Annotated in this window: 16 protein-coding genes; 9 read left to right on the top strand and 7 right to left on the bottom strand. The window is 62.0% G+C overall.

The genetic code is table 11. The features are described 5' to 3' along the window. Positions 1-213: 213 nt before the first annotated feature. Together galE and Q2M23_RS10410 are read right to left on the bottom strand one after the other, a co-directional pair. Positions 214-1224, bottom strand: coding sequence for a UDP-glucose 4-epimerase GalE (gene galE, locus Q2M23_RS10405; protein WP_316395485.1), 1011 nt, complete (start codon positions 1222-1224; stop codon positions 214-216). Between the two features lie 97 nt (positions 1225-1321). Continuing rightward, on the bottom strand, positions 1322-2242 hold the full coding sequence (locus Q2M23_RS10410; RefSeq protein ID WP_229189980.1) for a LuxR C-terminal-related transcriptional regulator: 921 nt from the start codon (positions 2240-2242) through the stop codon (positions 1322-1324). A 461-nt stretch (positions 2243-2703) separates the two neighbouring features. On the opposite strand from Q2M23_RS10410, the gene Q2M23_RS10415 reads away from it, so the two are divergent. Further along, entirely contained in the window at positions 2704-3360 is a 657-nt protein-coding gene (locus tag Q2M23_RS10415) for a LuxR C-terminal-related transcriptional regulator (protein ID WP_225162391.1), read from the top strand. Positions 3361-3412: 52 nt separating this feature from the next. On the opposite strand, the gene Q2M23_RS10420 is transcribed toward Q2M23_RS10415, so the two are convergent. Next, positions 3413-3829 (bottom strand): VanZ family protein, encoded by a 417-nt coding sequence (locus Q2M23_RS10420; protein WP_316395486.1) that lies wholly within the window; start codon positions 3827-3829, stop codon positions 3413-3415. 624 nt (positions 3830-4453) lie between these two features. Next, positions 4454-4690 carry a DUF6894 family protein gene (locus Q2M23_RS10425; protein WP_028335246.1) on the bottom strand — a complete coding sequence of 79 codons (237 nt, stop codon included), beginning with the start codon at positions 4688-4690 and terminating at the stop codon, positions 4454-4456. 579 nt (positions 4691-5269) lie between these two features. On the opposite strand from Q2M23_RS10425, the gene Q2M23_RS10430 reads away from it, so the two are divergent. The 6 genes from Q2M23_RS10430 to Q2M23_RS10455 all read left to right on the top strand — a co-directional run bounded on the left by Q2M23_RS10430 (position 5270) and on the right by Q2M23_RS10455 (position 8385). Next, positions 5270-5530 carry a hypothetical protein gene (locus Q2M23_RS10430; protein WP_076834843.1) on the top strand — a complete coding sequence of 87 codons (261 nt, stop codon included), beginning with the start codon at positions 5270-5272 and terminating at the stop codon, positions 5528-5530. 215 nt (positions 5531-5745) lie between these two features. Continuing rightward, the gene (locus Q2M23_RS10435; protein WP_168857653.1) at positions 5746-6087 is read left to right on the top strand and encodes a hypothetical protein; all 342 of its coding nucleotides are present in this window, start codon (positions 5746-5748) and stop codon (positions 6085-6087) included. A 179-nt stretch (positions 6088-6266) separates the two neighbouring features. After that, positions 6267-6977 (top strand): septum site-determining protein MinC, encoded by a 711-nt coding sequence (gene minC / locus Q2M23_RS10440; RefSeq protein WP_316395487.1) that lies wholly within the window; start codon positions 6267-6269, stop codon positions 6975-6977. Positions 6978-6998: 21 nt separating this feature from the next. Then, positions 6999-7814 carry a septum site-determining protein MinD gene (gene minD, locus Q2M23_RS10445; protein ID WP_316395488.1) on the top strand — a complete coding sequence of 272 codons (816 nt, stop codon included), beginning with the start codon at positions 6999-7001 and terminating at the stop codon, positions 7812-7814. Then, complete coding sequence (gene minE, locus Q2M23_RS10450) at positions 7814-8092, top strand: cell division topological specificity factor MinE (RefSeq protein ID WP_026192121.1); 279 nt, start codon at positions 7814-7816, stop codon at positions 8090-8092. Before minD ends, minE begins: the two co-directional genes overlap by 1 nt. Beyond that, on the top strand, positions 8089-8385 hold the full coding sequence (locus tag Q2M23_RS10455) for a hypothetical protein (protein ID WP_057021179.1): 297 nt from the start codon (positions 8089-8091) through the stop codon (positions 8383-8385). The genes minE and Q2M23_RS10455 overlap by 4 nt, the downstream gene beginning before the upstream one ends. A 157-nt stretch (positions 8386-8542) precedes the next feature. Here the strand turns inward: Q2M23_RS10455 and Q2M23_RS10460 are convergent, their stop codons facing one another. Beyond that, entirely contained in the window at positions 8543-9346 is an 804-nt protein-coding gene (locus Q2M23_RS10460; protein WP_316395489.1) for an NAD-dependent protein deacetylase, read from the bottom strand. 153 nt (positions 9347-9499) lie between these two features. On the opposite strand from Q2M23_RS10460, the gene Q2M23_RS10465 reads away from it, so the two are divergent. Beyond that, positions 9500-9880: a c-type cytochrome gene (locus Q2M23_RS10465; protein ID WP_246786683.1), complete on the top strand. Its 381-nt coding sequence runs from the start codon at positions 9500-9502 to the stop codon at positions 9878-9880. A 20-nt stretch (positions 9881-9900) separates the two neighbouring features. Here Q2M23_RS10465 and Q2M23_RS10470 read toward each other — a convergent pair whose 3' ends face one another. Together Q2M23_RS10470 and Q2M23_RS10475 are read right to left on the bottom strand one after the other, a co-directional pair. Beyond that, positions 9901-11058, bottom strand: a complete 1158-nt coding sequence (locus tag Q2M23_RS10470) for an Ig-like domain-containing protein (RefSeq protein ID WP_316395490.1) — start codon at positions 11056-11058, stop codon at positions 9901-9903. A gap of 185 nt (positions 11059-11243) precedes the next feature. After that, complete coding sequence (locus Q2M23_RS10475; RefSeq protein WP_057021181.1) at positions 11244-11708, bottom strand: Lrp/AsnC family transcriptional regulator; 465 nt, start codon at positions 11706-11708, stop codon at positions 11244-11246. Between the two features lie 161 nt (positions 11709-11869). Here Q2M23_RS10475 and Q2M23_RS10480 point away from each other — a divergent pair, with 161 nt between their 5' ends. Beyond that, positions 11870-12883, top strand: a complete 1014-nt coding sequence (locus tag Q2M23_RS10480) for a 1-aminocyclopropane-1-carboxylate deaminase (RefSeq protein WP_057021182.1) — start codon at positions 11870-11872, stop codon at positions 12881-12883. Positions 12884-13255: the final 372 nt, after the last annotated feature.

Raw genomic sequence — 13255 nt, forward strand, 5'->3', positions numbered from 1 at the left:
GCCGTACAGCAAGTGAAGCTAGCAATTAAGGATTAGCCAATATTCGGTGCGTCATCCTGCCATCCTGCCGATTGCGACCATTGGTGAGTGGTGGCGGAACCAGGCAGCGGCGCGACTTGAGCTTGCCGATGAGAGCAGTCGTCTGGCTTGCGCGGGATTGAGCAGGCCTCGAACAAGACAGAAATTCTCGAAGACGCAGATGGCTCTCGCCGACTACGTGCCGCGATAGCCATTCGGGTTCTTCATCTGGAAATGCCAATGGTCGGCACACATCTGTGTCAGCGATCGCGCTGATGTCCAGCCCAACAGGTTCTTCGCGAGAGTTGGATCGGCATAGCAGATTGCGACGTCACCGACCCTGCGTTGGTCGATCACATACGGCACGGGCCGGCCACTCACTTCCTTGAATGTCCGGATCACGTCCATGACGCTACTGCCGCTTCCTGTTCCGAGATTGACCGTCAGAAGGCCGGGCTGTCTCAGTTGGCTAAGGGCGCTCAGATGTCCGGATGCAAGATCGACAACGTGAATGAAGTCGCGGATCCCGGTGCCGTCCGGAGTATCATAGTCGTTTCCCCAAACATGCACCGTCGGACGTCGTCCGATCGCCACTTGTGCCACAATCGGCAACAGATTGTTCGGCACATCCAGGGGATCTTCTCCGATCAGTCCGCTTTCGTGGGCGCCAACCGGATTGAAGTAGCGCAAGATGGCAATCCGCCAATCCTTGTCGGACTCATGAAGGTCCTTCAGTATTTCTTCGATGAAGTATTTTGTGCGGCCGTACGGATTGATCGGTGCGACGGGATGCTTCTCGTCCAGCGGCAGGTACGCGGGTGTCCCGTAAACGGTTGCGGATGAACTGAAGACCAGCGTCTTGACGGATGCTCGCGTCATGGCCGACACGAGCCGCATCGTTCCCACGACGTTGTTGTCGTAATAGGTGATGGGTTGTGCGCTGGACTCGCCCACCGCCTTGAGGCCGGCGAGATGAATGACCGCAGTCACGTCGTGGGCGCGCAGGATCTGGTAGATCGCCTCTTCATTGCGAATATCGGCATGCCGGAAAATGACCGGTCGCCCGCAGATGGCTCGTATCCGTTCGAGAGAGGCGCTGTTGCTGTTGGAAAGATTGTCGACCGCGACGACATCGAGCCCGGCGTCGAGTAGGGCGACAGCGATGTGGGATCCGATATAGCCGGCACCGCCGGTCAACAAGATCATTTCCGCTTCCGTTTCGCGTCTGCGTGGTCAATGCTCGCCGCGCGCGGGAAATCATCCCGCGCGGTGATGCCGATGCGCCAGACCGGACGAGTCTCAGCTATTTCCGCAGTCGGATCGCCCCGTCGGCTTTTGAACTCATGTCCTTGCGGGTATGGCCGTTGGTGAGGGAGACCTCGAAGTAGTTCTCCGCATGGTCGATCGCGCCAAGTGGCGCCGGCCGGCCCGCTCTCGCAATCTTGGGAATTTCCCGGCCAGGTGGGAGGAGCCGCTCGGTTACGTCAACGATCTGATGCGCCGAACTGCTGTTTCTCGACCAAGCCGCAGATCGATGGTTCAATCCCCAGATTGCTGCCTGCGTTCTGTTTTGAACCCGAATCTTGCGAAGGATCGCCTTGATGTGAACCTTCACCGTGGCTTCGGCAATCTTGATCTTGCGCGCAATGCACTTGTTGGAATCGCCTTCAATCAGGCACTGCACAATTGAAACTTCCCGCGGCGAAAGTTGCTGAGCCAGCGTGTCATCTGCCGTTGCGACGGCATGATCGTCATCGTTGGGTACAGGAGCATCGTCCACCTCGCGTTTCTCGGTCTCGAGAGCGGACTCCAAGAATGCCGGCGGGAATACCGTCCCACCCATCATGACGAGTTCGATGGACTTGATGAACGCGTCGCAGTTCATCACGTCGATGAAATATCCGGTGGCGCCGGCTCGGAATGCGGCAACCAGATCATTCAGATGAAAGTGATCCGCGACAACTGCGACACGTGCATCCGCGTGACGGCGCTTGAACGAGTCGATTTGCTCGACTGTCGGGCGAAAATCATCGCCACTATGAACGATGAGGAACAATGACGGACTCGCGGGGGCTTTCTGAAGCGCCTCATCGCTGGGCCAATCATCGGCGTCGTATATCGAGGTTAGGACGAAATTCTCCGAATTTAGAATTCTTGCAAGGCCTTCTTTGCGAAGACTATTTTCACCAACCAGTGCAATGGCAAAAGGATATCGTCGTCTCATGGAAACTCTCCCGGACGCTACAATGATACAAGCGGTTGAAGGGTTGAACCCGATTCATTTTTGGTGGCCCGCCCAGCTGAAAAGAACGACGTAAAAACAAGCTTCCTCAGATTCGGTCGATAGAACAAACCTGGGACGAAAAGCGCTTAACCCACTCAGAAAATATTTAAGAATGTTAGATGCTAATCCCCAATATCCCTATATACCGTTGGTTATAGGCATTTGGGGCCGCCAAACTGACGAGGGTGGTCTCTCGGTCCCGGTCGACAGGCACTCGCTGAGGGTGCCTCGGATCGTCGCTGCGATTACGCGTTGTGGAATCTGGTTATCGGCGCGCTCCAGGCGGTAGATTCACGGGACCAAACGACAACAAAACCTTACTGAAATATCTCATATTGGAGTAGCTTATTAATGACATTGGGCGCCGATCTGAACTGAGGGGGATTGAGGGTTGATCGGAAATGCATTTCAGTCGTGTAGTCATTGCCAGTAGATATCCAGTCGTTTTATTGGGTCTGAACTGCCTGCTCGAAGCAGAGCGTGATTTCAAAGTTGTTGCTCGCTGCAATGATATTGCGAGCTGCTTCAAGGCAATACAGAGCCTCGCGCCCGACATCGCCATTTTGGACATGTCGATGCCTGACATTTCTGGGCAGGCCATGCTCGAGGTCGCAAACTCCGGGGCGCTTGGTGTGCGGCTCGTGTTTCTTGCCGCCTCGGTTGAGGATCGCGATCTCGCCATGCTCGCAGCAGCGGGAGCTTGCGGTGTTCTTCTGAGCGAGGAGGAGCCCGAAACGCTCTTGCAGACGTTGCGGCAAGTCGCCGACGGCCAGAAGACATTGCCTCCGCCCTCGTACGAAGAAGCCATCCCTTATGCGCAAACGACGATCCCGGAGAAATATCTTGCGGTGCTGACGGACCGCGAGCGTCAGATCATGCGTTTGGTGTCGGAGGGCTTGTCGAACAAGGAGATTGGCCGCCGTCTGAAGGTGGCCGACGGTACCATCAAGGTTCATCTGCACCACATCTTCCGCAAGCTCGAGATCAGCAACAGGACCGTCCTTGCTACGCTTGCCGTCTCATATTCCGGGCCGACCGGGTCTCCATCCGTCGAATAGCGGCGACGGACCGGCGTTTTTCATCGAGCTTCATGCGCGATGATCATCCCCGCTAGGCCAACGGGCTGTCTGTCCGCCTGGAGATTACGGAAAACGAGCGTCTCAAGGCAGTTGCGATGAAAACGCCTGCACAACAGCCGGCGCCTTTGACGAACATGTCCTTTACGTATCCATGTCTGTCGGGGAGCAGTCTTTGGATGAGTTCGAAGCCGACGACCATAGCGAGAAGGACGAGCAGGATTGGCAGCACGTGCTTCGGATAGGCGAGCGAAAAGGCGACCCCGACAATGAACAGAGCTGCAAAACGATCGATGTTCGCCGATATCAACGTGTGCGGACGGAATGCCAGCGGTGTATCGGTGACGATGAAGAGGCCTAGGATCAAACCCCAAGCCAAGCATCGGAATACGGTTTGCGTCATCCCTTGTGGTTCAGCAAGAGCGCAGTAACCTGGTTTCATCATTCGCATTCGCAACTACTCTTCAGGCGCGGCCGTTTTAAAGAGATGGATCGTCGTTGCACGATGGGGGCAAGCTCAACTGCGGATCACCATGGCGGGCTAGGGTTTTGCCAAGCCACTGGCCAATGTCTCTGGATCCGATGACCCGTTTGGGCCGGTATGGGTTGATCGTTCCAGCTGAAAGTCTCTCGATGCGCTGGTCCTCCGCCAGTTTCCTTGTGAACTGCTTCGCATCCTGTTCGGATACGAATGTCGCAGTCCTTCGTGCGTGCCTGTCGGGCGGAGCATCGCGTTGATCAATGAAGGAGACGTACCAGATGTGCCTTGCTGTCATGCGGGACCTCCGAGGTCAGGTCTAGGCGCGAATACAAATTCGAGACACCAGGCGGTGATATCTGAAAGCTGATCGGCAGAAAGCTTCTTCTCCATTGTGTAGTCGTGATTGCTTTCTGCGAGCCAAAGCAGGCCGGCGATTGGTCCGTCCGCAATGGACGGGAATTGCAGCTTTCGCTCAGCGTGTCGCCGGGGCTTTCAGAGTACTCCTCCTGGACATCAAGCTTGCACGCTTCGTTCCATCGCGAAGTTTGAAGATGGCCACGAGGCGCCGCAGGCGAGCGCTGCGTTCGCTGCTATTCATGCCGCAATGGAAAACTGAAGGACGAACAGTGACTGGCCGCCCGGCTCGGGGCTGTCGCTGATTTCGACATGCCAGCGAAGATGACGCAAGAATGGCTCCGTCACGTCGTGCTTGAGTATCTCGCCGCTCAGTTCAATCGCCGTCGTCCGTGCGGCGAAAATGTCGGGAAGATCCAGGCCGACATCATCGAGCACTGAATGGCCGCCGTGGATATGAAAAAAATACCGCGGCATTGGTGTCTCCGGATGAGGCGAACATTCCGACGACTGCGACGAGTTCGACGCATCAAAGTGGTGTCATCGCACCACGGTGAGGCGGACGGCAAGCCGCTATTCTAGGAGGGCGGATCATCATTGTTGGGTACCCCGACGTGGACCTGCACCATCATCGGTTCGGAAGGTCGAGCGACGCATCGGGTCGACAGAGGAGACCAGCCGAATTCGTGTTGGCTTGTCGGCAATGAGCCAGCGATTCGGTCATCGTGATTTCGAGACAATGGCAAGCGGCCGGCGGGAAGCAGAGAGCGCCGCTCGTCACCGCGAATAAAATCACGCCGTTACAGAAGCTGAGGCAGGCGGCCGACCAGCGGGAAACGGCTGCGGACCACCGGACGCGCCGAGATCTCTCGGATGGTCAGGGAAGCGTGCGGCAATGCCTAGCACCCGAAGCTAACGAGCAGCATTTTCACGACGGCCCGTGGTGCTCGCCAGCGACGCCGGCGATCAATTATTTGTGCGGTGCGGCAATATTGATATTGCATTGCAATAATAGCTGACTAACTCTGCTTCTCACGTGCCACTGAGGAGCCTTCCGTGATCAAGATTTCCCTCTCCACCCTTGCCGCCGCTCTCGCGATCGCAACCGCCGCGTCCGCTGCGGAGCTTCCGACCTATGAGGCTGCGGGCCTGCCGATCTCGGCGGTGCAGGCCGGCGTGATTGGCGCCGCCAACGCCCGCGAGCAGGCGCCTGTTGCGACCACATCGGCGACGCCGCATCAGCTCAGCGTTCTGACGCCCCGCAACAAGATGACGACCGCGCGGGCCGCTGCCCGCACCGACCGCTCGGTCCACTGATCGGCATAGCCGTTCCCCGGGAGGCCCGCGACGACGTCGCGGGCCTTCGGCGGGCCAATCCTCCTAGACCAAAATAGATCGCGCCGCCGCCAGGTCGCGCTTGCCGGCGGGTGATACGCCTCACGCCGTTGGCGCGAACTCCCGCAGGTGGAGTTTGATTGCGGCGTCGACCCTCGTCCGGGTGATCGACCTGAGGCAGTCGCCGAGGTCGAGAAATGGTGGCCGATCGTCAAGTCGGCGAATATCAAGGCGGAATAGCTACAACGATGATTTTCGGCGTGATCGGCAGATGCGCGTTAAGGCATCCGCTGTCATGGCAGGGCTGGCAGCTTGCAGGCTCGGCACTGGAAATCGTCGCCGCGCTCGTCGGCGCGAACTTCGAATTCCTCCGAAACCCGAACAATTCGGTTGCGAAGCGGGGCGACCTCGGAAAGCTCAGCGTGGCCCGTGCGTCGGCATTTCGGGCACCGCAGGATCTCAATCCAGTAGGTTTGGGTCATGACGTCGTCTGCAAACGCTCGCGCAATGATAACCCCGTCTGGCGCGAAGAAAATTGATCCAGCTCAAAAGCGCGGCCGCATCTCCTCCAATTCCGCACCTGTTCAAACGCCAAAGCGCGTTTCGAGGCCCCGGGGCGAGCGCTGCTCAAATCGGTGAAAACCCTGACCGCGTTAACCTTTGATTAACCATGCGGTCCGATTGTTAACCATTCGACAAGACAACCGAGTCAGGGGCGATGGACGCAACTCAACAGGTCGCACGTCAGCAGGTCCGCATGCGCGGCCGTTCCTACGTTGCGTTCGTTTTCTCGCCGGTCGTGCCTGTCGTGTCCTGGCTGGCCGAGATCGACGCGACGCTGGCGAAGTCGCCGGGCTTCTTCACCGGCAAGCCCATCGTGCTCGACCTCTCGGCGGTCGATCTCAGCCAGACCGCGATCGCGCATCTGATCGGCAGCCTCGGTGAGCGCAACATCCGCATCCTCGGCATCGAGGGCGTCGACGAATCGAAGCTCGGCGCCAACATGCCGCCGCTTCTGACCGGCGGCCGGGCCTGCGCGATCACCCATGTCGAGCCGCAGAAGCCGCAGGTGCAGGAAAAAAACAAGGACAAGACCAAGCTGCCGTCGCTGCTGCTGGAGAGCCCGGTCCGTTCCGGCCAGTCGATCGTGTTTGCCGAGGGCGACGTCACCGTGCTCGGCTCGGTCGGCTCCGGCGCCGAGATCGTCGCCGGCGGCTCGATCCATGTCTACGGCACGCTGCGCGGCCGGGCGATGGCCGGCATCAACGGCAATTCGGCGGCCCGCATCTTCTGCCAGAGGATCGAGGCCGAGCTGCTCGCGATCGACGGCTACTACCAGACTGCGGAAGAAATCGCCGACAGCTTGCGCAACCGGCCCGCCCAGGCGTGGCTCGAGGGCGAAATGCTGCGCATTACACCATTGAACTGACCGACCACAAGGAGAGAGAGAATGGCCAAGGTATTGGTCGTGACGTCTGGGAAGGGCGGGGTCGGCAAAACGACCTCAACCGCCGCGCTCGGCGCGGCGCTCGCGCAAATGGGTCAGAACGTCGTCGTCATCGATTTCGACGTCGGCCTGCGTAACCTCGATCTGGTGATGGGCGCGGAGCGTCGGGTGGTGTTCGACCTCATCAACGTGGTGCAGGGCGTCGCCAAGCTGCCGCAGGCGCTGATCCGCGACAAGCGGCTGGAGAATCTCTGGCTGCTGCCGGCGTCGCAGACCCGCGACAAGGACGCGCTGAGCGACGAGGGCGTCAAGCACGTGATCGCCGACCTCAAGACCAAGTTCGACTGGATCCTGTGCGACAGCCCGGCCGGCATCGAGCGCGGCGCGACGCTCGCGATGCGCTACGCCGACGAGGCCGTTATCGTCACCAATCCGGAAGTGTCGTCGGTTCGCGACTCCGACCGCATCATCGGCATGCTCGATTCCAAGACGGTCCGCGCCGAGCGCGGCGAGCGCGTCGAGAAGCATCTTCTGGTCACCCGCTATGATGCCGGCCGCGCGGCGCGCGGCGAGATGCTGTCGATCGACGATATCCTGGAGATCCTTGCGACTCCCTTGCTCGGCATCGTCCCGGAAAGCCAGGACGTGCTGCGCGCCTCCAATGTCGGCTGTCCGGTCACGCTGAACGCAGCAAGCAGCGCGCCGGCGCGGGCCTATACCGACGCGGTACGCCGCCTGATGGGCGAGGCGGTGGAGATGACCGTGCCGGTTCAACGCAAGGGACTGATGGATCGGCTACTGCGACGGAGGGCGGCATGATGAACGTAATGCGGCTGTTCGGCGGCCGCGCCGCATCGGCGCCCGTCGCGCGGGAGCGGTTGCAGATCCTGCTTTCGCATGAGCGTGGCCGGACCGGCGCGCCAGATCTCCTGGAGACACTTCGCTCGGAAATCCTGAGCGTGGTTTCCAAGCATATCGACGTCGACCCCGACAAGGTCGTGGTCCGGATGGACCGTGGCAAGTTCGTCTCGATGCTCGAGGTCGACATCGAGGTTCCCAATGGCGTGCAACGATCGAAGATGGTGGCGGCCACATGACGGCAGACAGCGATAGTCACATTGCCTGGCAGCGCGCGCAGCTCAAGAAGCTGCGGGCGGCGTTGAGGGCGATCGAGGCCGATCAGCTCGGCAAGGCCAATTGCGGCCGCGCGACGCAGATGACGATCGACGAATTGCAGCGCAAGATCGGCGAGTCGGGCCGCTGCATCGCGGAGTACGAGCGCCGCACCCGTCGCCCGCTGGCGACGGATCTCGGCAGCCTCGCCAGCGTCAGCTGGACGCACTGGAACGCCAACATGCCGATGGCCAAGGCGCCGCGCCATCGCGCGTGATGCGATAGTCTATCCCGTCGTCATTGCGAGCCACCCGGTCGGCGCAAGGCGCCGCCGGATGACAGGCTCCGCGAAGCAATCCATTTTTCCGCATAGGCGGCTCGATGGATTGCTTCGTCGCTATCGCTCCTCGCAATGACGTGGAGAGAGCAGCGGCCTACAGCAAAAAAGCCAGCGCGCTCTCGCAACTATCCTCGATCTTGAGGGTGAGCAACTCGTCGGCGCGGGTGCGGCCTAGATTGACGGCGGCAATCGGCAGGCCGTGCTGCTCTGCCATCCGGACGAAGCGAAAGCCGGAATAGACCATCAGCGAGGAGCCGACCACCAGCACGGCGTCGGCCTGCTCGAGATGCGCCTGCGCCGACGCGACCGTATCGCGCGGCACGTTCTCGCCGAAGAACACCACATCGGGTTTCAGCACGCCGCCGCAGGCTTCGCAGGCCGGCACCACGAACGACGAAAAATCTTGCTCGAGATCGGCGTCGCCGTCGGGAGCGTCGGCGGCATCGAGCGTGAGCCAGGCGGGGTTTCGTTGCGCGAGCTCGTGCTGGAATTGTTCGCGCGGCATCGTCGCGCCGCAGCCGAGGCAGCGCACCACGTCTAATCGGCCGTGCAGGTCGATCACCCGCCGGCTGCCGGCGGCCTGGTGCAGGCGGTCGACGTTCTGGGTCAGCAGCAGCTCGCAGCGCCCCTGCTGTTCGAGCTTGGCCAGCGCGCGATGCGCGCCGTTCGGCGCGGCGCGGCCGAACCGCCGCCAGCCCACCATGCTGCGCGCCCAGTAGCGCTGCCGCGTCGCCGCCTCGCCCAAGAACGCCTGGATGGTGACCGGGCGCGTCCGCTTCCAGTTGCCGTCGCTGTCGCGATAATCAGGAATGCCGGAATTGGTGCTGCAGCCGGCTCCGGTCAGGACAAACAGGCGCTGGTGGCCGGCGACGAAATCCTCGAGGGCGGGGTGTGGCATGGCAGCACATCTAGCGCGGGGCACGCATCTGCGCCAGATGTGGGGCCTGCCGCGAGCGGACCTTTCACGCCGCCTCTGCGTTGACGGCATGGCACCCGAGGCGTGGTGCTGCGCGCGCCTGTTTGCCTGGCGCAATTGCCGACGGAGTGATCGATGCGGCCGGGATTCATCGTCGTCGTTTGCGGGCTGATGTCGTTGGCGTCATCGCCGTCCCATGGTCAGGATGCGGGCGTGTCCGGCGAGCAGGCGTTCAACAATTCCTGCCGCACCTGCCACACGGTCAAGGACGGCGACAACCGCGTTGGCCCGAACCTGCACAATGTGGTCGGCCGCAAGGCCGGATCGGTTGCGAACTTTCCTTATTCGGAGGCGATGAAATCATCCGACATCGTCTGGGATGAGAGCACGCTGCTGCGCTTCATCGAAGATCCCGAGGCCGTGGTGTCGGGCAACGGCATGAAGCCGTATACCGGCGTGCGCTCGGCGGAGGATCGCGCCAGGATCGTGGCGTTCCTGAAATCCCCCGGCAAGTGACCGTTGGCGGTAGGCCGGTCTCACTTTGCCGGCACGACGAAGACCTGGCCGGGATAGATCAAATTGGGATTGCGGATCTGCTGCGAATTGGCCCGATAAATCACGGCGTAGCGCTGTCCGGCGCCGAATGCGCGCTGGCTGATCCGCCACAGGCTGTCGCCGCGGGCGACGGTGGTCGTGGTGATCTTCGGCACGATCACAGCGGAGGCGGACTTCACATCGGATGCGGTGGCGGTTGCCGCCGCGGCGAGCTGCGGTTTGGCGATATCCGCACGGCCGGACGAGGTTGGCGATGCCGGGATCGATGCGGTCGTCATCGTGTCCGGAACGTTGAATGGCACCTCGGCACGCGCGCGGACCTTGCCGGAAGTGGGGTCGACGTCGTCAAGCCGCACCTGATAGTTGCCGGCCGTCACGCCCTTGTTGATCGTGACCGAGAGGTGCCCCGCCTCGTCGGCCGTCGCGGACGTGATCAAGCTGCCGTTGAGATAGAGCCTGACGGTCGCGCCGGGAGCTGCCTGACCGCTCACATGGAGCTTGCCGTCCGGTTCGGTTTCGACGGCCTCGATGGCCACTTTCCCAGCGGCCGGCGCCGTGGCCGCAGGTTGCGACAGCACGCGGACCGGTTTGTCCGGTGCCATCAGCGCCACCATCGGCCGCTCTCGCGTCGCAGCCTCGAGCGCCACCGCCACGCTTTGCTTGGAGGTCACCTGCTTGCCGTCGCGCGTCATGCGCAGGGTGAGGTCATAGTTTCCCGGCGGAAGCGGGCGCGGGACCATGACGAACTGGCCGGACTTGTCCACCACGACGCGATCGTGCACCTCGCCATTGCGCAGCAGTTCCACCGTCGTGCCCGGTAGCGCCCGGCCGGCAACAACGGTCTCGCCGGTCGGCTCGATGTTGACGACGTCGAACTCCGGCACCGCGTCGCCGCCTGGTGCCGGCGCCGGTCCCGCCAGCACGTCGGCCAAGGCCGCGGTCTCGGTTTGTGCCTTTGCCAGCGCGGTCTTGTTTTGGTCTCGCGCCGGAGCCGCTGGCGCGGATGGTGCCGTCGCCGTCAAAGGCGTGCTCCCGCCCAGGATTTGCTGGGTTTGGCGGATGCCGAAGACGAGCGCCGCCGTGCCGCCGGCGGCAAGTGCCAGCAACGGAATGACCAGTCGGATCGCCGTGGCGTTCATGATTGTCATCCGCGGATGATGTCCCCCGCGCATCCGCGCGCGACCCCCGCCCCCCGCGGGGATTTAGTGAGAGACTGCGCCGGTTTGCGCCGGCCATCAAGTCGGATGAAGGGATTACTTCTCTCGGGCAGGCCGGCCGATCTGGCGGCTCGCGGCGCCCGGCCCGGGTCGGGATCACGTCAGGTTCAAAATTCCAGCGCCGCATTGTCCACCACCTCCTTCATGACGAAGAAGGTGCGGGTCTGCCGCACGCCGGGCAGCGCGATCAGCTGATCGCCATGGATGCGCTTGAAGTCGTCGACGTCGCCGGCGCGGATCTTGAGGAAGTAGTCGAAATCGCCGGCGACGAGGTGGCAGTCGAGCACGCATTTGAGCTTCGCCACCGCCTGCTCGAAGCTCGCAAAGCTTTCCGGTGTCGAGCGGTCGAGCACGACGCCGACCATCACCAACGTGCCCTTGCCGAGCTTGCGCGGCGCCACCATGGCGCGGACGCCGCTGAGATAACCCTCGTCGAACAGCGCTTGCGTCCGGCGATGGCAGGTGGCGGGGCTGACGCCGACCTGATCGGCCAGCTCGGCATTGCTGAGCCGGCCGTTCTTTTGCAGCAATCTCAACATCTTGAGGTCGATGCGGTCGAGTCGGGCGGACATGGAAGAATCTCTCACTATTGGTCGATTTCATGAGAGAAAATATACCATCAGGGCCAGATCCGGCAATCTTCGGCAATTGTGCGAGCTGAGTTAGAGAGCACCTTTCGCGCCAGGGGTGATAGCTGTGGCCGCCGTTTCAGACCACCAAAGAGGATGCCAGCATGCTGGAGAAGTTCGCGCGCTATCCACTCACATTCGGGCCGACTGCCATCGAGAAGCTCGATCGGCTGTCAAAGCATCTCGGCGGCAAGGTCGAGCTCTATGCCAAGCGCGAGGATTGCAATTCCGGGCTCGCCTATGGCGGCAACAAGCTGCGCAAGCTCGAATACATCATCCCCGATGCGATCGCCTCCAATGCTGACACGCTGGTCTCGATCGGCGGCGTGCAGTCGAATCACACCCGCATGGTCGCGGCCGTCGCGGCCAAGATCGGCATGAAGTGCCGGCTGGTGCAGGAAAGCTGGGTGCCGCATGAGGACGCGGTCTATGATCGCGTCGGCAACATCCTGCTTTCGCGCGTCATGGGCGCCGATGTGCGGCTGGTCGACGAAGGCTTCGACATCGGCATCCGCAAGAGCTGGGAGCAGGCGATCGAGGAGGTCAAGGCCGCGGGCGGCAAGCCCTACGCGATTCCGGCCGGCGCCTCCGTGCACAAATTTGGCGGGCTCGGCTATGTCGGGTTCGCCGAGGAGGTGCGCGCGCAGGAGCGCCAGCTCGGCGTCAAGTTCGACTACATCATCGTCTGCACGGTGACCGGCTCGACCCATGCCGGCATGCTGGTCGGCTTCGCCGCCGATGGGCGCGCGCGCAACGTGATCGGCATCGACGGTTCGTTCACGCCCGCGCAGACCAAGGCGCAGGTGCTGTCGATCGCGCAGAACACCGCAAAGCTCGTCGAGCTCGGCCGCGACATCGTCGAGGATGATGTCGTGCTGATCGAGGACTACGCCTATCCCGCCTACGGCGTGCCGTCGGAGGAGACGAAGGAGGCGATCCGGCTCAGCGCGCGGCTCGAAGGCATGATCACCGACCCCGTCTATGAGGGCAAGTCGATGCAGGGCATGATCGATCTGGTGCAGAAGGGTTATTTCCCGGCCGGATCGAAGGTGCTCTACGCCCATCTCGGCGGCGCACCGGCGCTCAACGGCTACGCCTACGCGTTCAGGAACGGCTGAGGCGGGCGGGCCTCTGATTTCGTGGCTTCGTAGCCCGGATGAAGCGAAGCGCATCCGGGTAGGTCTCTCGGCGGCGCGAGATCCCCGGATTTGGCGGAGCCTGTCATCGGGCGCGCGTTCGCGCGACCCGTTGGCTGCATCCGGGCTATGCATTCTTACCTCCCCTTGAAAAGGGGAGGTCGCTTTGCTCGCAGAGCAAAGCGGGTGGGGATCTGCTCTCTCCGCTTGCAGCGTCGCCTGTAGCTGACCCCCATCCCGACCTTCCCCCTTTCAGGGGGAAGGGGAAGAGAAGTCCGTAGATGGGGTAACGGGCCGGCCGCCCGCTCGCTACGGCGCAATTTGGAAGCGCGCTCGCGAGCGGCCTGTTGGTTG

The organism is Bradyrhizobium sp. 33ap4, from assembly GCF_032654765.1.
Lineage (GTDB): Bacteria > Pseudomonadota > Alphaproteobacteria > Rhizobiales > Xanthobacteraceae > Bradyrhizobium > Bradyrhizobium australafricanum.